Below are 16,301 nucleotides of genomic sequence, written 5' to 3' on the forward strand. Positions count from 1 at the left end.
ATGAAGAAACAAATTTTAGCGCTGCTATTATTTGGTTGTTTTTCAGTTATAGTACAAGCCCAAAATGTTAAGGGCTTGGTTTTAAATGAGCTCAATCAGCCATTAGAGGCGGCTTACGTATATAATCAAAATTCTCAAAGTCACGCACATACCTCAGAAAATGGTGTGTTTGTGATAGCGGAAACTAAAGTAGGTGATTCCTTAAGAATAGGACTTTTAGGCTATAAAACTAAAGTCGTTAAAGTTGAATCCACGGATGAGGTAAAGATTATACTAGAGGAAAAAATATTTCAATTAGATGAAATGGTAATACGAGAAGAATTAAATACGGTGAGTACAATTTCAAGGTTAGACTTGAATATTACTCCTGTTAATTCATCTCAAGAAGTGCTTAGAAAAGTACCAGGTTTATTCATCGGTCAGCATGCTGGTGGAGGTAAGGCCGAGCAGATTTTTCTTCGTGGTTTTGATGTAGATCATGGTACAGATGTTTCCATCTCAGTAGACGGAATGCCTGTGAATATGGTTTCTCATGCACATGGACAAGGCTATAGTGATTTACACTTCGTTATCCCAGAAACAGTTAATAAAATTGATTTCGGTAAAGGGGCTTACTATGCTTCAGAAGGCGATTTTAATACTGCTGGTTATGTTAACTTTAAAACTAAGGATTACTTAAAGGAAAGTAGTATTTCATTTTCAGCCGGTCAGTTTAATACGTTGCGTACTGTTGGATTGTTCGACCTTATGGAAAATGTAAAGAACAAAAATGCCTACGTCGCTATGGAATACATTGCTACGAACGGACCATTTGAATCTCCACAGAATTTTAATCGTTTAAATCTCTTCGGTAAATATGTTATGTATTCGCCAGAGAACGATAAGTTGACCTTAACGGCATCGCATTTTACAAGCCGTTGGGATGCTTCTGGTCAGATTCCACAGCGCGAAGTCGATAATGGAAACATTACACGTTTTGGAGCTATAGATGATACCGAAGGTGGTGAAACACAGCGAACTAATTTAAATGTCACTTTTGATAAGTACATTTCTGAAAGCACAAAGTTGAGTGCCAACGCCTTTTACTCGCACTATGCATTTGAACTGTATTCTAACTTTACCTTTTTCTTGGAAGATCCTGTGAATGGTGATCAAATTAGACAAAAGGAAGACCGAAACATTTTTGGTGCAAACACCGCTTTAAATTATACTACGTTTTTAGGCAGTACAGAATTTAATTTAACTACGGGTTTAGGTGTAAGACACGATATTGTTGATGATGTAGAATTGTCGAGAACCTTAAACAGAACAGAAACATTAGAAAACATACAACTTGGAGACATCAACCAAACCAATATTGATGCTTTTGTAAATGCTGAATTTGATTTCGGGAAGTTTAAAATAGCGCCAGCCTTACGCTTAGATTATTTTAAGTTTCTGTACAACGATCAATTGCAGACCAACTACGAGACACAATCGGAAAATAAAACGATTTTAAGTCCAAAATTGAATTTCTACTACGATGCTAAAGACAACTTACAGTTGTACTTAAAATCTGGTTTAGGATTTCATTCCAACGATGCTAGAGTAGTGGTAGCCAATGAAGGTGAAGATATCTTACCACGTTCTTATGGTACGGATTTAGGCTTTGTCTGGAAACCATTTTCAAAATTGGTGGTGAACTCTGCTTTATGGTACTTGTTTTTAGAACAAGAGTTTGTCTATGTAGGTGATGCAGGTATTGTAGAACCAAGTGGAAAAACAAGGCGTTACGGAATCGATTTAGGTTTGCGTTATCAAATTAATGATTGGTTGTTTTTAGATACTGATGCTACACTGACCAATGCCAGAAGCATAGACGCACCAGATGGTGAAGACTATATTCCATTGGCACCAGATTTCACTTTAGCTGGCGGACTATCGGTTAACGATTTAGATGGCTTTTCAGGCGGATTACGATTTAGATATTTAGATGACCGACCAGCCAATGAAGGCAATTCTATAGTAGCCGAAGGTTACTTTGTTACGGACTTAAATATTAATTACCAATTAAACAATGTCACATTAGGATTAGCTGTAGAAAATCTATTTGATGTGGATTGGAACGAAACACAATTTGCTACAGAATCTCGCTTGCAAAACGAAGCGCAATCTGTAGAAGAAATACATTTTACACCTGGTACACCTTTCTTTATTAAGGGAACGGTAAGCTATAGGTTTTAGAATAGTCAACACTTAGTTTGTGGGGAAGCAAATTAAGTTAGGTTGATTGGTTGCTAGCAAAGAAGATTAACTGCTGATTACAGTTAATCGGTATCATGAGAAATCATGATGTTTTTTGAGTTTTTTTGTTAGTTGAGCACCCACGTGAAAGCGTGGGTGTTCTTTATTTGGTGAAAGTTTGATTAGAGGATTTAAGCGAAATGAGCTATTAGGTTTAAGCTTGTCTATTGTTAAAGTTTTACTTGGTTTTTACCACAGTACTTTGTTGTAGCACGTTTTTATTTTCCGTTTAGTTCAATCAGTTTGCGATTCAATTGCATCACTTTCATTGTGTCAATTGGTTGCCATCTTGCAACTACGTGATATTCTCTATTCGTGCATTTATTTCCATTAGGATTTATTCCTTGAAGAACCCAACTTTTTCCATCTAGTCCAATTCTGTCAATCGTAACAGGTAAACTCCAAAATCCAGAATGCTGTAATAATTCTTGAAATTCATCCCATTCTTTTTTCGATAGTTCTGATTCCTTATTAACTAGCAATTCGTTTGAAATTTCATCAGAATTTACTTTTCCAAATTCTTTATAAACTAATTTATATGAATTCCAATTTTTAAAAATCCGATAAGTTTTTGATGATTCTCCCAATGAATTATAAATCAGAAGTCTATAGCTTTCATTTTCTAGAGTCTTTAATTTTGGTTCTTCTATTTTTTCTAAATAATCATTCCACCATTTTTGTCCGATTGAGTCAGATTCTGCTTTTGAAATAATACTATCATTTGACTTAACAATTAATGGGTCAATTCCACAATCTACATTGGTTTTGCAACTGACTATTAAAGTAAAAATCGAAAAGATAATTATTATTCTATGCATTTTCTCAAATGTGCTACAACGGTCTAGTATAAGAATAGTAGCGGATTTACACACACTAAATTTTCAGTTAAACACAGACCTTTTTTATATTTACTTACTCTCGTTTTAGCGATTAAACCGCTATTATTTTTATACATTGTTACCTGCTGGCTTTTTATTCAGACTTTTATTCAGCGTTGGCAAAGACATACTCTTTTGCAATTTTGGCTTGTGTTTTGGCTGTAGCGAATTGCAAATGTGTATGGCTTTTAGCGTTGGCAAATTCCAGCCGTAAAATTTCATCAATTTGTTTTATATATTGTTCTTCTTTTGTGTCTTTAAAATCCGAATAAAGATTTAAAATTCTCTCAACTTGTTCTTGAGATAGTTTAGATAAATCAAGCATTTTGGATTTGTTCAAATCGTTAGGTTCAAATTTTTTCAAACCATTACCATATTCTCTTCTATTGTCGCTAAAGATTTCTTTTGCTACGTCTGTTAATAGGTAAGCAAATAATAAATCTATAGGAACATCTGAAAATAAATCCGAGTTTGTTGGATAAACACAATGAAAGGTTGTCAGGTTAGAAATGTTTGCTTCATTTCTAATAAACTTAACACCATTTCTATTAAATACAGAAACCCAAATTGGTGAGGGTGGTCTATTTTCTAATGAATACCAAGGCTTTCTTTTTTTGGTTAAATACTTTTCATTTACTTTTTCGTTTTCACCTAAAACTATGTATTCAGCAACCTTTTTGTTTTCTGAATCCTTACCGTTGAAAAGATAAGCCAATTCATCATTTTCGATGAGGCTCTTATAATTTGATTTAGTGAAAAAATTGCCTTTCACGTCTTTCGCTTTACAAATACAAGGCAAAAGGCATTCATTGGGAATAGAATATTTTTCGGCTTTTGATTTTCTAAATGTAAAATATTCATTTGCTCCTGTTGCGATACCTCTTACAACTTTAGCGTAAGTAGAAAATGGAACGAGATTTTTATAATTTATAGAGTTCTGAACTTGGTAATATTGTCTCCATTTAACACCTTGGTCTAAATCAGATGGTTTGTAAGTAAATTCGCCTTTAGCATTTGGATATGAACTAATGTACCCCTTAATTAATTTTAAGTCAGATTTTGATTGGATATTGGTTATTTCAATTTCAGAATTATGTTCGTCATTTGCTAAAAGAAGAATAGAAGCTGTTGTCATTGCATCATTAAATACGTTTTCTTTAAAATCAATTACAAAAAGGTGTCTTAAAGTCTTTGTTTTTAAAAGATATTCCTTGACAAGTTTACCATAATCAGAGTTTAAAAACTCCGAAGGAATAATATAGGCTATTCGACCACCTTTCTTTAATTGAAAAATAGATTTAAGAAGGAAGAGAGTATATAAGTTAGTAAATCCGTTAAATTTAAATTTTAAATATCTTTCTACTTCTTTTAAAATTTCTTTATTGTCGTAATCGTGGAATTTTAAATAAGGTGGATTGCAAATAATACCATCATATTTGTTTTTCCATCCATTATACATATAGTCCTCAAGATTTAAAGAAACGTTTTTATGAGTTTTGAAATAAACGGAAGCATCTTTAAAAATGTTCTCATCTATATCAAAACCTTTGATTTTTAAATTCTTTTTCTTTTTTAAAAGTGTTCTTGAAAAAATACCTAAACCAAAAGCTGGCTCTAAAACAGTTTTTAATGACTCATTACCAAGTAACCAATCAGCCATAAGGTCTGCTATCGGTTGTGGTGTAAAAAATTGAGCGTACTCTTTACGATGGTCGATAGCAGTCTTTTTAGTATATATTTTTTCTAAATTCATATTTAAAAATCTTCGATGTTTAATAAATCTTTTAGGCTATCAATGTCTAAATATGCTGTTCCTTTATCAAAAGTGACATAAAACAATAATCTTCCTCTACCCATTTCACGTCTAACACTCTTATGTTCTGGCTCTTCAACTTTATAAGCAACCTGATTGGTGTTTCTAGTATTAATTTTAATAGTGGTTTTATTTTGATTTTTTATGTCTTTGGAAATTTCATAATGTTCTCCCTCTTTGTCTGAATCAGTAATTAGAGATAAAATATTGCTAAAAGAAATTCCGTAAGATTTGTCAAAGAATACTTGAAAATAATAGTGAGGAACGTTAAATGTTTCAGCCCACTTGTAAACAACTTTTATATCTTCAACTTTTGGTGTAATACTTAAATAGTCTCTTTTTTGGACGATTTTAATATGTTCTTTTAAGTCTTTGAATAATAAAGTTAATTGCTGTAACCTTTCTGTTGAGTTCCAACTTGGTCTTCTGAAAGTTATTGCATTTATGGTTTCCTCTGTTATACTTTTGAGTACTTCCAAATGAGGTTTCTTTTTTGGATGTTCGAACTCTTCTGCAAAGTCATTTATTAAAACATCCCTGATTTTTAATGCTTCTTTTAAATGATAATTGGTTCTTTCCTGCATTTCATTTTCATATTTATCAATCAGAAATGCACTTGAACGAATTTCAAGTCCTGCAATTGCTTTTTTTACGTACTCTGTTATTTTAGAGTGTGCAATTTTACTTATGTCGTAGCCAAGATTTTGGTCAAAATCCTCTTTTTTAAAAACTAATAAATCAGGTCGTTTTCCAATGGTATCAAGTTCGTCTTGAAAGTCGGTATAGAATTCATCAAATCCTGCATCACCTGCTATTAAATCATCAGATTTTCCGTATCGAACAGCAACGTAATTTCTTGAAGTTTCATTTATTGCTCTAAAAATTAAATCTTCTGCCCAATCTCCTTGTTCTTTGTTTGTAATAAAATTAGATGATGCCTGTGTTGGCGGTGAAGTTCTATCTCTTGGGATTGTAAAATCAACAATAGAAGTTGGAATAGATTTCGTTATTTCTCTTAATTCTTCAAAGTAGGTCATATTGTTTTTCGATATTTTATTTCTTGTTCAGCAACTTTTAAAACATCAATTGCTTTTTTTTCATCTTTTATTAGGTCGTACACTTTGTTTGCTAACCATAGTGTTTCCAATTCTTCATATGAGTATTTGAAAAGTTTACTGATAGTTTTCAAATGTTCTTTTTTTAAGTTTTTTTGGTTTCTCTCTATTTTACTCAAATAAGCATCACCAACTTCTAACTTGTAAGCAAGTTCACGTTGTAACATTTGAGCTTCTTCTCGTAATTCTCTTATTTTTTGTCCAATCGTCATTTTCCTTATTTTGACTTGACCTAAATCAGTCAAATTTAATAATTAATTTCGATTAATCGGTTTTCATTTAATTTTTTTTCGGGTGGTGGTGGGGAAGTGAAAGCTCTTTTTATTTTGTGAGGTACGAGCAAAATGAAATGTGCTTGAACGTGCGGTGGCGTTTTTTCAGCTTGCAGGTAACGGTTATGTATAAGGATAGTTGCGGGTTTGTATACGAGGATTTTCCGAAGGAAAATCAGACGTTACAAACAAGCAACGACCTTTGATTAAGCACTAAACCGCAATTATTTTTATACGGTGTTGGCAACTGGCTTTATTCTAAAATGCACCTAAATACCAAAGTCCATTTCGCTTAATCATTTTCATTTTCTCAAGTCGATTTGCACTTGCTCCAAATGCGAATTCAACTTCCGCTTTATCTCCATTAATTTTGGCTTTTCCAATTACTCGACCATTTTCAAATTCCCTTTTTAAATCCGCTTGTTTCTTTTCCATTAGCATTTCTGCATAACAAATTTGATTAACGTCAGAATCATTTTCTCCATAAGGGTCGCATAAATTTCTAAAATTTGAAAAATCTCCTTTTTTAGCAGACTCAAAAATGTATTTCATAACACTTGCTGGGTCTTTTTGGAAATCAAATGTTTTATGATATTCCAATTGAGCAATTTCATTTTTTATTTTTTCTCCATAGTCACGAATTTCACGAAGTTGAGTTTTCGCTTCTTGAAGTTGTTTCTCTTTAGTTGAAGAAGAACGTCCAATTTTGAATTGATTTATTTCTCTAATGTTCTGTTCAGCCTTTTCGATTGCTTGAGGTAATTTTTGAAGCATTAAATTCAATTCGGTAATTTTTTTTCTTTTACCAACGTTAACTTTTTGTTCGTGAATTTTGTTTAATTCCGCTTTTTTTTCTTTAACCTTATTTTCCTCTTCTTTTTTCGTTTTTTCTGCTAATTCAAGTTTGGTTTTTTCTAACTCAATTTTGGCTTTTTCTAATTCTATTTCCTCTTTACTTTTTCCACAAGAGATTAAAATCAGAAGTGTAAATAAAACGAAAATGTAATTTTTAATCATATTTTTAATTTTTAGTTAAGGTTTTTCTTCAGCTTGTTGCCAACGTGGTTGTGTATGGTTAGTTGCGTGGTTAAGCAACTAAGTTAACAAACAAATCACAGATAGAAAATTCCAGCGGAATTTTCGTAAGTCGGCAGTGACCAAGCAATTAATTATACACGGTGTTAGCACACGTTTTTCATTCATTTTTAGATTCCATTTTCGGCATTGGTGGTGGCGGAATTTGCCTGAAATAGTCAAAGAAAACCTTTAATTCAATCGAATCATTAACTTCTTCCTTTATTTCATCAAAAACTCTTGTCAAATTCACTAATACCTTTTCAAGTTCTTTTCCAGTTTTACTTGTATCTATTGTAACTTCGACTAATGCTTTATTAGGTGATTGCGCATATCGGAAATTCTCATCTTTATTCAGATAGTGTTTTTTAAGAATTTGTTTCAATTCGGATATTGGAAAACCTTTTTCTTTTAAAATCGAGTCAGATGTTATTGGAAGTACATTCCGATATTTTATTAATCCTCCATCATAAACGAATGGCGTAATTCGTTTTTTAATTCGACCATCATTAAATTCAATTGTTAGATATTCCCATTTTCCATAATAGCTTGCTACTTTATTTGTGATTTGGCGAAAATTTAAATCAGTAGTATCCAATCCAAATAATACAGCTCTTTCGGTAGAGAAATCAGGTGTAGATGGATAGTATTGAATTTCAGTCGTTTCGTTTTCACAACTTAAAATCAATAAAATAGTCGATATGTATAATGCTTTTCTCAAATGTGTGCTAACGTGTTTGTGTATGCTTTGATGCGTTGGTTTAGCGTAAATTTAGCAAATAAAAACTGAATAGAAAATCCGCGAGGATTTTCGTAAGTTGGCTAAAAGAAAGCAATAAAATATACACGGTGTTAGCAAATGTTATTTTCCTTTGAAATAACTCAATTGTCTGTGAACAACTAAATCTTTTTGGTTTATCCATTCAGTTAAAGGTTCCAATTCAAATGTTTTTTCCGATAATTCATTTATTATCTCAACAGAATTATTTCCGAATTCATCTTCTTTCTGATTATAGAATTTAAAACCATATTTTTTTAATTCAGTATTTAATTCAATAATTTGTGTTTCTGATATTTTTAAATTACTAATTTTTCCAAATTCTTTTTCCTCTTTAAGATATAACGTATCCAAAATGTAATCAAAACCTTTGGCAACAACATTATCCCAATCCTCAACATAAATTTGATAATAGTTCCTTAATTTTCCATTTTTTTCACGCAAATTGAAAAATCCACATCCAACTGTTATAGTGTCACAACCATTTTTCACAACTTCTCTTAATGAAATATCAAATTCTTTGTCAAAAGCGTTATAAGTTGGTGAAGGTTTACAACTATTCAGCGTTATTAGAATTAAAAGAATAATACTTTTTTTCATTTATTAATTTTTCGTTTGTAAGAGAATTTTCAGTTTTTATAAATTCTATTTCTTTATTTAGCGAGTTTGAGTGGATTCCACAATATTTGCTAACGGTTTGTGTATGGTTTGTTGCGTTGGTTAGGTCACTAATTTAGCAAATAAAACTTGGCGATAGTTCAGCGCGAGGATTTTCCGTTTAGGAAAATCAGAAGCAATGAACTATACACGTTGTTGCCCACAGTTATTTTTTCCTTTTTAACCATTCCGAAGTTGCTCTGTCAAAGAATTCATTCGTTTTTTCAGGGTTATCGTCCACATAAATTTTAAATTCAGAACCGTCTTTTTTAATTACTTTAATGTATGAAGCATAAGTCAAAGCGTTAGATAAATCTTTTGTTATTAAGGTGTCAATTTCATTATATTCCGCAGAGTTAATTTCATTATTTTCTTTACGATTTTCAGTCCAATAAGAGGCGAGTCTTTGTTCCGAAATAAAATTTCCGCTTTTCTGATTTCCACCTTGAGATGCGAACAGTATTATTCGTTCATTATTATTTATTAATCCTAATTCACGAATATAATGTAAATCCGCTTTTGATAATTCATTTCCGCTTTTAATTCCGCTATCACACGAAACTAATAATAACAGTGAAATTATAATAATATGAATCAGTTTAATCGGTTTCATCTAATTGTGGGCAACGTATTTGTATATGAATAGGCGTGATTTCCTACGGAAATCTGCCGTAACCAAACAAACAGAAAAATTGAATTAAAAATAAGATTAACAAAGTTGCCAAACGCTTATTTATATACAGTGTTATGCAACGTTTTTTACTAAACATTATGAGAGCACAAGACCTTTTAAAAAAGACCAAAGCCGAACTGATAGAACTCTATCAAGAAAAAGACAGAAAGTATAATGAATTACTTGAACAGCAAGCACACATTAAACGTAGTTATGAAAATGAACTTGATAGAGTTTGTAAGCAAAAAAACACTATGACTAAATTTTATGAAATGCAGCACATAGAGAATCTATCTGATATGAAAGCCTTAAAAGATATGCTATTGCCTTTCTCTGAAGAAAACATGACACATAGAGAAAAATCTTATCTATCCAGAAAGTTTCAAAACATCATTAACATTAAGATTAAAAACAAAATTGATTATTTACACAGAAGTATAGATTTTTCTGATGATGACGATTTGCCTTTCTAAATGTTGCATAACGTGTTTGTATAAGATTAGTTGCGTTGTTTAAGCAACTAATTTAGCAAATACAAACCGAATAGAAAATCCGCGAGGATTTTCGTAAGTATGCTTGTAGTAGCAATTAATTTTATACGTTGTTGGCAACTGGTTTTTTTTCATAGATTAATCTTTTTCCACAAGATTCGATTGAGCCAATTCCTCTTTGGAAACATTCTGACAGTAATTCAAGGTCATTCGTATATTCCATTGCTTTTTCGAGTAATTCTTTTTCTTTATCTGTCCAACTTTCGTAGGCTCTAAAGTGTCTTACTCTTGCATTAACAATATATTCCGATAAATCCTCTGTTTTTAAAATTCCGATTTCGTTTATTTTGTTTTTTAATTGTTCAATCGCTTTTTCTGTCAGATTGTTAAATTTATCTTTTTGGAAAAAGTCAATATCTTTCCAAGGTTGCGGTTTTCTTTCTTTTTTTACTTTTCCGTGAAGTGAATAACCGTTTTCAATTAAATAATGCTTAAAAAATTTATGTAAATCTTGTTTCGTGTAGTAGCCAAAATATTTTCCGTACAATTCATTTGAGTTCAAAATCGGAAATTCAAACTCTTTAGATTTCAAGAAGAAATGAGTTAAACGACTATAAGTTGGATTATATTCAACACTTTGAAATAGTTTAATCGTTTTGTCAATTTCCTCTTTAGTTATATTTAATTCAGTTTTTTGAGGTTGGTTTTCAGTCGAGCGATTAATTCTTTCCAATTCGGAAATTGCTTTTTCCAATGCTCGTATTACATCTCTTTCATTTAAGACACTATCATTTTCAATCAATTCGCCTGTTTGCGGTGAACATCCTGAAGCCAATGCTTCTAAAATTTCTATTGCTCTGTCAATTTTCATAATGTTGCTCTAAACTTGTTGCCAACTCGTTATATCCAAACAAATATATGGATTTATCGGGTTATTTGTCGGGATAAGAGAACATTTGGGGTTGTCTTATCCGTTTAGTTTAAAACAGCTTTTACTTTTAGTTTTTACTTAAAACCAAACTCAACTGCTTCCCTAAAATCGCAGCAATACCAGCAGCCAATCCACCTATAATACCTGTAACCAACATCAACGCATAAGGGTTGCCTCCTAAAGACAAAAGAACCGCTATGCGCTTAGCTAAAGTATAATCATTACCACTGCTCAGCATTAAACTATAGACGGCCCAAAACAAAAGGATGGCTAAAAATGGTACAAAAAACACAGCTGCTTTTTTTAATGGTATAAACAATGCGGTTGCCAATGCTGCTGTCATTATAGACCACCAAGGTAAAAAAAGAGATAATAATAATGCTAATACAAGTGTGGCTATAAAGTTGAGTAGGTTCTTATTCATTGTGAGCTGGTGTTAAGGTTTGAGTGCCAATGATGGCTTCTATGGCTTCGTTGGATTGTAAAAAGTTAAGGCTGTGGTATTTTCCCTCAGCCCAATCATCTATAAAATTATCGTAGTATTTACTACCAGGATTTCCGGATTGCCCACCAGGATAAATACCAATGGCAGTTGGTGGTGTGGTCATTTCAACAATCATGCGCCAAGATGGTCCATGGTTCTCTGAGGTGGCATTAACAATGTTTCGGTCGCCACCAATTGGAATATCAAACCTTGAAAAGGCTGGCAAGCCTCGCAATAAATGCCCAGCATAAGTGCCTTTATAATTGGCCCAAGTATAGTCTCCTTCTTCGTTTTTTATTTCCAATAAACGTTCTGCCGCTTTTTTAAAGGCCAATAAAAATAAGTTCTTAGCAGTTTCTTTGTCGTCAGTTTCAACGATGTCCATAAACTCATGCTCGCCATGATTTTTTAAAAGATAAATGGTTTGGTAAGCAAATGGTTTTTCGAGCGCTGTGTCTTCTACTTCAAATTCGTCCCAAACCATGTTGTAAAGTTTGCCATACCATTGTCTCCAGATACTTGGCCCAACTTCGTCAATATCATTATTGAATTCCCAAGCTTTTATTTCGTTGTAGATGGCTTTTTCTTCTGCCGTTAGTGAAGACGTATCCATGTGCTCTAGCATGTATGGCACTAATTCTGCGGCTTTGAGATTATAGTTATTGTTGTGTAAATCCTTAAAGTCCTGTACGCTAAACTTAGCCTTGGATTTAAAAAAATCATTAATCACACGGTTACGGTAGGTTTCGTAACCATCGTTATAGACAAAAAAAGGATAGTTGTCATCCACAGGATGCTGGTTGGCAGAACTGACAAATCCACGTTCAGGGTTTTTAACCTTGGCATTAAATTCTTGTGGAATGTAACCTTGCCAGTCGTTGTCTGGATTACTACCATCCATTAAGAACTTTCCCTGGCCTTCCCATTTATTTGGGAATTTCCCTTGAATCCATAAGGCAATATCACCTTCAGTCGATGCGAAAACAAAATTCTGTGCTGGCGCATTCCAATATTTTAATGCACTCACATAGTCATCATAATTTTTGGCCTTGTTAAGTTCTAAAAATGTTTTTTGGTTATTGCCTCCTTCGTGTCCAATCCATTTCATGGCATAGCCGACTAACTCTTCATCAGACATAAAGTTTTGGTCATAGACCACAGGGCCATGATGTGTGTAAAGCACTGAATCTTTAAAACTTTCCTTTCCTTTTATTTTAATGTCCTCAACTCTTATGGTGAGGTCTTTCCATTGACCATCGTATTTGTATTGCGTTCGGTCTTTGTTGAATTCAATTTTATACCAATCAATCACATCTCGTGTGGCATTGGTTTCTCCCCAAGCGATATGCTGGTTAAAGCCAGAAATGACTCCCAAAGCACCAGGAATGGTCGCTCCCATAGCATTATGGTTTGGTGCACTCAATTGCATTACAAACCAAATAGCGGGCAGATTAAGACCTAAGTGAGGGTCGTTGGCAAGAATCGGGTGGCCAGTAGCCGATTTTTCACCAGACACAGCCCAATTGTTACTTCCGTTATCTGGATTGGGTTTCTCAATGGTTTCTGAAATGGAATCTAAAACCACATCTGCATTCGGATGTGGTGTTTGTGGCACATCGATAAAACTCCAGTCGGTTTCCTTTGGAATTATGGGATCATTGACATCAAAGAAATCTGGAAACAGCAAATCAAAATTCTCTTTCCCAAAAAGACGTAAGGCATTGGTATATTCCAAATCTTCATCTCCGCCAGCCAGCATTTTGGTCATGTACATTAATAGCAGTGCTGTTTTTTTAGGAGTCCATTTTTCAGGTGTGTAATCCAGTAATTTATATTCAACAGGATAGTTCTCAGGGCTTAATTGGTCGATATAGGCATTAACACCATCAGCATAATCTTGGATAAACCCTAAGGTTTGGGTATCGTGCTGTTCCATATAGGCAATGGCTTGGTCTGCTCCGTAACCCATTCCTCGTCTGCGTTCCGTTCGGTCGTAATTGAGGGCGCCTTCACCAATGATTTCAGATAAGCGTCCTGCAGCGGCAAAGGTCTGAAATTCTAACTGCCACAACCGATGCTTTGCGGTTAAATAGCCTTGGGCTTTGTATAAGTCCGATTCATTTTGTGCAAACACATGTGGAATTAATTGTTCATCATAATGTACAGTTACGTTCTCTTCCAAACCAGGAATGGAAATTTCACCAGAAATGGCTTCATCAGTTTCATTTTGCCAAATCCCTGATTGTGGATTTAAAAATTTCCCTAAAGGAGGGATATCACCCAATTTTGTGTTTAAAACGAAAAAAATTCCAATGGTTAAAAGGAAAGAGAGTAGGAGTTTGGTGTATTTCATTAAGACCTATTATTAATTAGGACTTAAAAATACCAAATATTATTCTAAGATTATGGAGTCGATAAGCAGTTTAAATTGCTCCTCTTTTTTATTGCCAATTAAAAATGCGATTTCTTCCATTTGCACACCATCATAATTAGGAATATCTAAGCGATTCCCGCGAAAAGAAGCATACATTTTTGAAAACGGAATCGTTACAGTCTGCCAGTCGGTAGTAGTATTGAATTCATATATATACGAGTAACGATCAGATTGCTCACGCTTTACTCTAAATTGATAGGTTTTGCCATCACCTTTTAGTTTAATTTTTAACTGTGAATAATCCTCGGTTTTAGTATTAGGGAAATAGTACCTCAAGGAAGAAAATCCACCATTGTTTTCAAGAGAAATTGTACCATAAAATTCACCATGACCGTCCTTGTTTAATTTAAAATTTCCGTTGGAACGTCCACCCATAACCACATCATCAAGAATTTTCCAGTTGCTGATATCGCTATCGGATTTAAAATTGAATAAAACCATAGATTGAAGAAAAATAATAGAGAATAAAAGTACTAGGAATCTCATTAGCGTCCTTTTTGTAAAGATACAATGAGCGCCTTATATTCGTTTTTAATTTTTGAAAACTTTAGCGTTTTAGTCTAACGAAGCACTAATTTTTTTATGACATCTTTTCCAATGGCTTCATTGAGCATTTTAACAATTTTCTCATTGCCATAGCTCAATTCTTCGCGTAATACACTAGAACTTAATTGCACATAAAGCGTTTCATGTTTTAACTCAATGGCAGTTGTGTAGTTGTTAACTCCATTTCCCATGAGATTGACCCAAGCTTCGCGCACGTTGACTTTGTCCAATCCAGATTGTAAATTGTTAGTCTTTACAAACTCTTTTAGAATATCTTCTATGGGTTGATTATCGTTGTTGCGCTTTGCCATCTTTTAGTTGCCGTGAAACGGTAAACTTTTTAATTATTCAATATCTAATTTTATAGGAGTATAGCGTTTGTATAAATATACATTATTATCCGCATTTTTAATCTTAAGACGCTCAGGTGAAGCCTCTAAAACCGTCTCCGTCCATTCAGTATAGGGTGTACTGTAATACAAATTTAAGTCACCGTTTTCAATCTTAATTTTAAGGGACTCGGCATCATCCGAAGTATAATACGTATCATTAATCCCTGGTTTTAGTTTTTTTCTGAATCCAGATAAACTGTCATTCAAACTAATATAATCAATGGTTTCATTAAATGTATATTGTCTTTTAGTACCATCAGCTAAAGTCACTTCCTCTATTTCCCAATAGCCTTCAAGATGTTGAATATAGGTTTCAGGATTTTCTGAACACCCTAATAAAACAAGACTAAGTAGCCAAATTAATTTCTTCATAACTTAAATAGTTTATAAGATTGGTGTATCTGCTTTACCACAGCTTCTGTTCTATCCGCATGCGTATCACTTATAAAAATCTGGCCAAAGTGGTCGTCATCTACCAAACTTATGATTTGTGCCACTCGGTTTTCATCTAATTTATCAAAAATATCATCCAATAACAAGATAGGTGATACTCCACTTTGCTGTTTAATAAAATCGAATTGCGCCAACTTTAAGGCAATTAAAAATGATTTCTGCTGTCCTTGACTACCGAATTTCTTAATCGGGAAATCATCAATCAAAAAGACCAAATCATCTTTATGTGTTCCAACACTGGTATATTGCAAGGCTTTGTCCTTGTTGAGGTTAGATTCTAATAAATTTATCAATTCACCATCAAACAAATCGCTTTTGTACTTTAAGTCTATAGCTTCTTTGCTTTGGCTTATGGCCTCGTAACGCTCCTTAAAAATTGGGATGAAGACGTTCAAAAATTCATCTCGCTTTTTGAAAATTTCTTTACTATAAGTGTTAAGCTGCTCATTGTAAATGGCAAGCGTATCTGCGTTAAACGTATTATTCAACGCAAAGTATTTTAACAGCGCATTACGTTGAGACAACACTTTGTTATAGGCAATAACTGCAGTTAAGTAGTTTTTATCACTTTGTGAAATGACACTATCTATGAATTTTCTTCGCGTATCACTACCCTCAATAATTAAATCACGATCGGCAGGTGAAATAATAACCAATGGAATAAACCCAATGTGGTCACTGAATTTATCATAAGCTTTACCATTTCGTTTTATAATTTTCTTTTGTCCGCGTTTAAGGGATACGATGATTTTTTCGGTACGTTCGTTCTTGGTAAAACTACCATCCACAACAAAAAACTCGGTACCATGTTTTATATTCTGAAGCGCAATAGGATTAAAATAACTTTTCCCGAAAGCTAAGTGATAAATAGCGTCCAAGGCATTTGTTTTTCCTATACCATTGGCACCTACAAAACAATTGATTTTGGCATCGAAATTGAAAACTTGACTTTCAAAATTTTTGTAATTGACTAAGGATAGTGAGTTTAGAATCATAAAAGTAGGCGTACTTCCTTGCGTTTATTGAG

At 33.3% G+C, this 16,301-nt stretch carries 17 protein-coding genes; 2 read left to right on the forward strand and 15 right to left on the reverse strand.

The annotated features are described in order from the left end of the window. Positions 1 to 2,223 (forward strand): TonB-dependent receptor, encoded by a 2,223-nt coding sequence (locus tag F1003_RS12070; protein ID WP_155089692.1) that lies wholly within the window; start codon positions 1 to 3, stop codon positions 2,221 to 2,223. Between the two features lie 278 nt (positions 2,224 to 2,501). Here the strand turns inward: F1003_RS12070 and F1003_RS12075 are convergent, their stop codons facing one another. The 8 genes from F1003_RS12075 to F1003_RS12110 form a co-directional block, all read right to left on the reverse strand. Further along, positions 2,502 to 3,101 carry a hypothetical protein gene (locus F1003_RS12075; protein ID WP_155089693.1) on the reverse strand — a complete coding sequence of 200 codons (600 nt, stop codon included), beginning with the start codon at positions 3,099 to 3,101 and terminating at the stop codon, positions 2,502 to 2,504. A 166-nt stretch (positions 3,102 to 3,267) separates the two neighbouring features. Beyond that, the gene (locus F1003_RS12080; RefSeq protein ID WP_155089694.1) at positions 3,268 to 4,914 is read right to left on the reverse strand and encodes an HsdM family class I SAM-dependent methyltransferase; all 1,647 of its coding nucleotides are present in this window, start codon (positions 4,912 to 4,914) and stop codon (positions 3,268 to 3,270) included. Positions 4,915 to 4,916: 2 nt separating this feature from the next. Continuing rightward, the gene (locus F1003_RS12085) at positions 4,917 to 6,011 is read right to left on the reverse strand and encodes an AccI family restriction endonuclease (protein WP_155089695.1); all 1,095 of its coding nucleotides are present in this window, start codon (positions 6,009 to 6,011) and stop codon (positions 4,917 to 4,919) included. Beyond that, entirely contained in the window at positions 6,008 to 6,301 is a 294-nt protein-coding gene (locus F1003_RS12090; protein ID WP_150315333.1) for a helix-turn-helix domain-containing protein, read from the reverse strand. The genes F1003_RS12085 and F1003_RS12090 overlap by 4 nt, the downstream gene beginning before the upstream one ends. Positions 6,302 to 6,619: 318 nt before the next feature. After that, the gene (locus F1003_RS12095; protein ID WP_155089696.1) at positions 6,620 to 7,378 is read right to left on the reverse strand and encodes a DUF4878 domain-containing protein; all 759 of its coding nucleotides are present in this window, start codon (positions 7,376 to 7,378) and stop codon (positions 6,620 to 6,622) included. Between the two features lie 178 nt (positions 7,379 to 7,556). After that, positions 7,557 to 8,156 carry a hypothetical protein gene (locus F1003_RS12100; protein ID WP_235898374.1) on the reverse strand — a complete coding sequence of 200 codons (600 nt, stop codon included), beginning with the start codon at positions 8,154 to 8,156 and terminating at the stop codon, positions 7,557 to 7,559. 141 nt (positions 8,157 to 8,297) lie between these two features. Continuing rightward, the gene (locus F1003_RS12105) at positions 8,298 to 8,813 is read right to left on the reverse strand and encodes a hypothetical protein (RefSeq protein WP_155089697.1); all 516 of its coding nucleotides are present in this window, start codon (positions 8,811 to 8,813) and stop codon (positions 8,298 to 8,300) included. A gap of 223 nt (positions 8,814 to 9,036) precedes the next feature. Further along, positions 9,037 to 9,483, reverse strand: coding sequence for a hypothetical protein (locus F1003_RS12110; RefSeq protein ID WP_155089698.1), 447 nt, complete (start codon positions 9,481 to 9,483; stop codon positions 9,037 to 9,039). Positions 9,484 to 9,641: 158 nt separating this feature from the next. On the opposite strand from F1003_RS12110, the gene F1003_RS12115 reads away from it, so the two are divergent. Then, positions 9,642 to 10,016: a hypothetical protein gene (locus tag F1003_RS12115; RefSeq protein ID WP_155089699.1), complete on the forward strand. Its 375-nt coding sequence runs from the start codon at positions 9,642 to 9,644 to the stop codon at positions 10,014 to 10,016. A gap of 121 nt (positions 10,017 to 10,137) precedes the next feature. Here the strand turns inward: F1003_RS12115 and F1003_RS12120 are convergent, their stop codons facing one another. The 7 genes from F1003_RS12120 to recF all read right to left on the reverse strand — a co-directional run bounded on the left by F1003_RS12120 (position 10,138) and on the right by recF (position 16,269). After that, positions 10,138 to 10,905, reverse strand: coding sequence for a hypothetical protein (locus F1003_RS12120; protein WP_150544847.1), 768 nt, complete (start codon positions 10,903 to 10,905; stop codon positions 10,138 to 10,140). Positions 10,906 to 11,032: 127 nt separating this feature from the next. Next, positions 11,033 to 11,389 (reverse strand): hypothetical protein, encoded by a 357-nt coding sequence (locus F1003_RS12125; protein ID WP_155089700.1) that lies wholly within the window; start codon positions 11,387 to 11,389, stop codon positions 11,033 to 11,035. After that, a complete protein-coding gene (locus F1003_RS12130) occupies positions 11,382 to 13,802 on the reverse strand; it encodes a penicillin acylase family protein (protein ID WP_155089701.1) in 2,421 nt (806 codons plus the stop codon). Before F1003_RS12130 ends, F1003_RS12125 begins: the two co-directional genes overlap by 8 nt. Positions 13,803 to 13,841: 39 nt before the next feature. Further along, on the reverse strand, positions 13,842 to 14,369 hold the full coding sequence (locus F1003_RS12135; RefSeq protein WP_235898375.1) for a CIA30 family protein: 528 nt from the start codon (positions 14,367 to 14,369) through the stop codon (positions 13,842 to 13,844). A gap of 74 nt (positions 14,370 to 14,443) precedes the next feature. Next, positions 14,444 to 14,740, reverse strand: a complete 297-nt coding sequence (locus F1003_RS12140; protein ID WP_155089702.1) for a DciA family protein — start codon at positions 14,738 to 14,740, stop codon at positions 14,444 to 14,446. Positions 14,741 to 14,773: 33 nt separating this feature from the next. Next, positions 14,774 to 15,193, reverse strand: coding sequence for a lipocalin family protein (locus F1003_RS12145; RefSeq protein WP_155089703.1), 420 nt, complete (start codon positions 15,191 to 15,193; stop codon positions 14,774 to 14,776). After that, complete coding sequence (gene recF / locus F1003_RS12150; protein WP_155089704.1) at positions 15,190 to 16,269, reverse strand: DNA replication/repair protein RecF; 1,080 nt, start codon at positions 16,267 to 16,269, stop codon at positions 15,190 to 15,192. Before recF ends, F1003_RS12145 begins: the two co-directional genes overlap by 4 nt. Between the last annotated feature and the right edge of the window lie 32 nt (positions 16,270 to 16,301).

It is taken from the genome of Winogradskyella ouciana (assembly GCF_009709615.1).
Classification (GTDB): Bacteria; Bacteroidota; Bacteroidia; order Flavobacteriales; family Flavobacteriaceae; genus Winogradskyella; species Winogradskyella ouciana.

Excerpts from the sequence above, each read along its gene's own strand:
- F1003_RS12095 (WP_155089696.1), bottom strand. The coding sequence starts at position 7,378 with ATGATTAAAAATTACATTTTCGTTTTATTTACACTTCTGATTTTAATC.
- F1003_RS12110 (WP_155089698.1), bottom strand. The coding sequence starts at position 9,483 with ATGAAACCGATTAAACTGATTCATATTATTATAATTTCACTGTTATTA.
- F1003_RS12135 (WP_235898375.1), bottom strand. The coding sequence starts at position 14,369 with ATGAGATTCCTAGTACTTTTATTCTCTATTATTTTTCTTCAATCTATG.
- F1003_RS12075 (WP_155089693.1), bottom strand. The coding sequence starts at position 3,101 with ATGCATAGAATAATAATTATCTTTTCGATTTTTACTTTAATAGTCAGT.
- F1003_RS12085 (WP_155089695.1), bottom strand. The coding sequence starts at position 6,011 with ATGACCTACTTTGAAGAATTAAGAGAAATAACGAAATCTATTCCAACT.
- F1003_RS12080 (WP_155089694.1), bottom strand. The coding sequence starts at position 4,914 with ATGAATTTAGAAAAAATATATACTAAAAAGACTGCTATCGACCATCGT.
- F1003_RS12120 (WP_150544847.1), bottom strand. The coding sequence starts at position 10,905 with ATGAAAATTGACAGAGCAATAGAAATTTTAGAAGCATTGGCTTCAGGA.
- F1003_RS12145 (WP_155089703.1), bottom strand. The coding sequence starts at position 15,193 with ATGAAGAAATTAATTTGGCTACTTAGTCTTGTTTTATTAGGGTGTTCA.
- F1003_RS12125 (WP_155089700.1), bottom strand. The coding sequence starts at position 11,389 with ATGAATAAGAACCTACTCAACTTTATAGCCACACTTGTATTAGCATTA.
- F1003_RS12090 (WP_150315333.1), bottom strand. The coding sequence starts at position 6,301 with ATGACGATTGGACAAAAAATAAGAGAATTACGAGAAGAAGCTCAAATG.
- F1003_RS12105 (WP_155089697.1), bottom strand. The coding sequence starts at position 8,813 with ATGAAAAAAAGTATTATTCTTTTAATTCTAATAACGCTGAATAGTTGT.
- F1003_RS12070 (WP_155089692.1), top strand. The coding sequence starts at position 1 with ATGAAGAAACAAATTTTAGCGCTGCTATTATTTGGTTGTTTTTCAGTT.
- recF (WP_155089704.1), bottom strand. The coding sequence starts at position 16,269 with ATGATTCTAAACTCACTATCCTTAGTCAATTACAAAAATTTTGAAAGT.
- F1003_RS12140 (WP_155089702.1), bottom strand. The coding sequence starts at position 14,740 with ATGGCAAAGCGCAACAACGATAATCAACCCATAGAAGATATTCTAAAA.
- F1003_RS12130 (WP_155089701.1), bottom strand. The coding sequence starts at position 13,802 with ATGAAATACACCAAACTCCTACTCTCTTTCCTTTTAACCATTGGAATT.
- F1003_RS12115 (WP_155089699.1), top strand. The coding sequence starts at position 9,642 with ATGAGAGCACAAGACCTTTTAAAAAAGACCAAAGCCGAACTGATAGAA.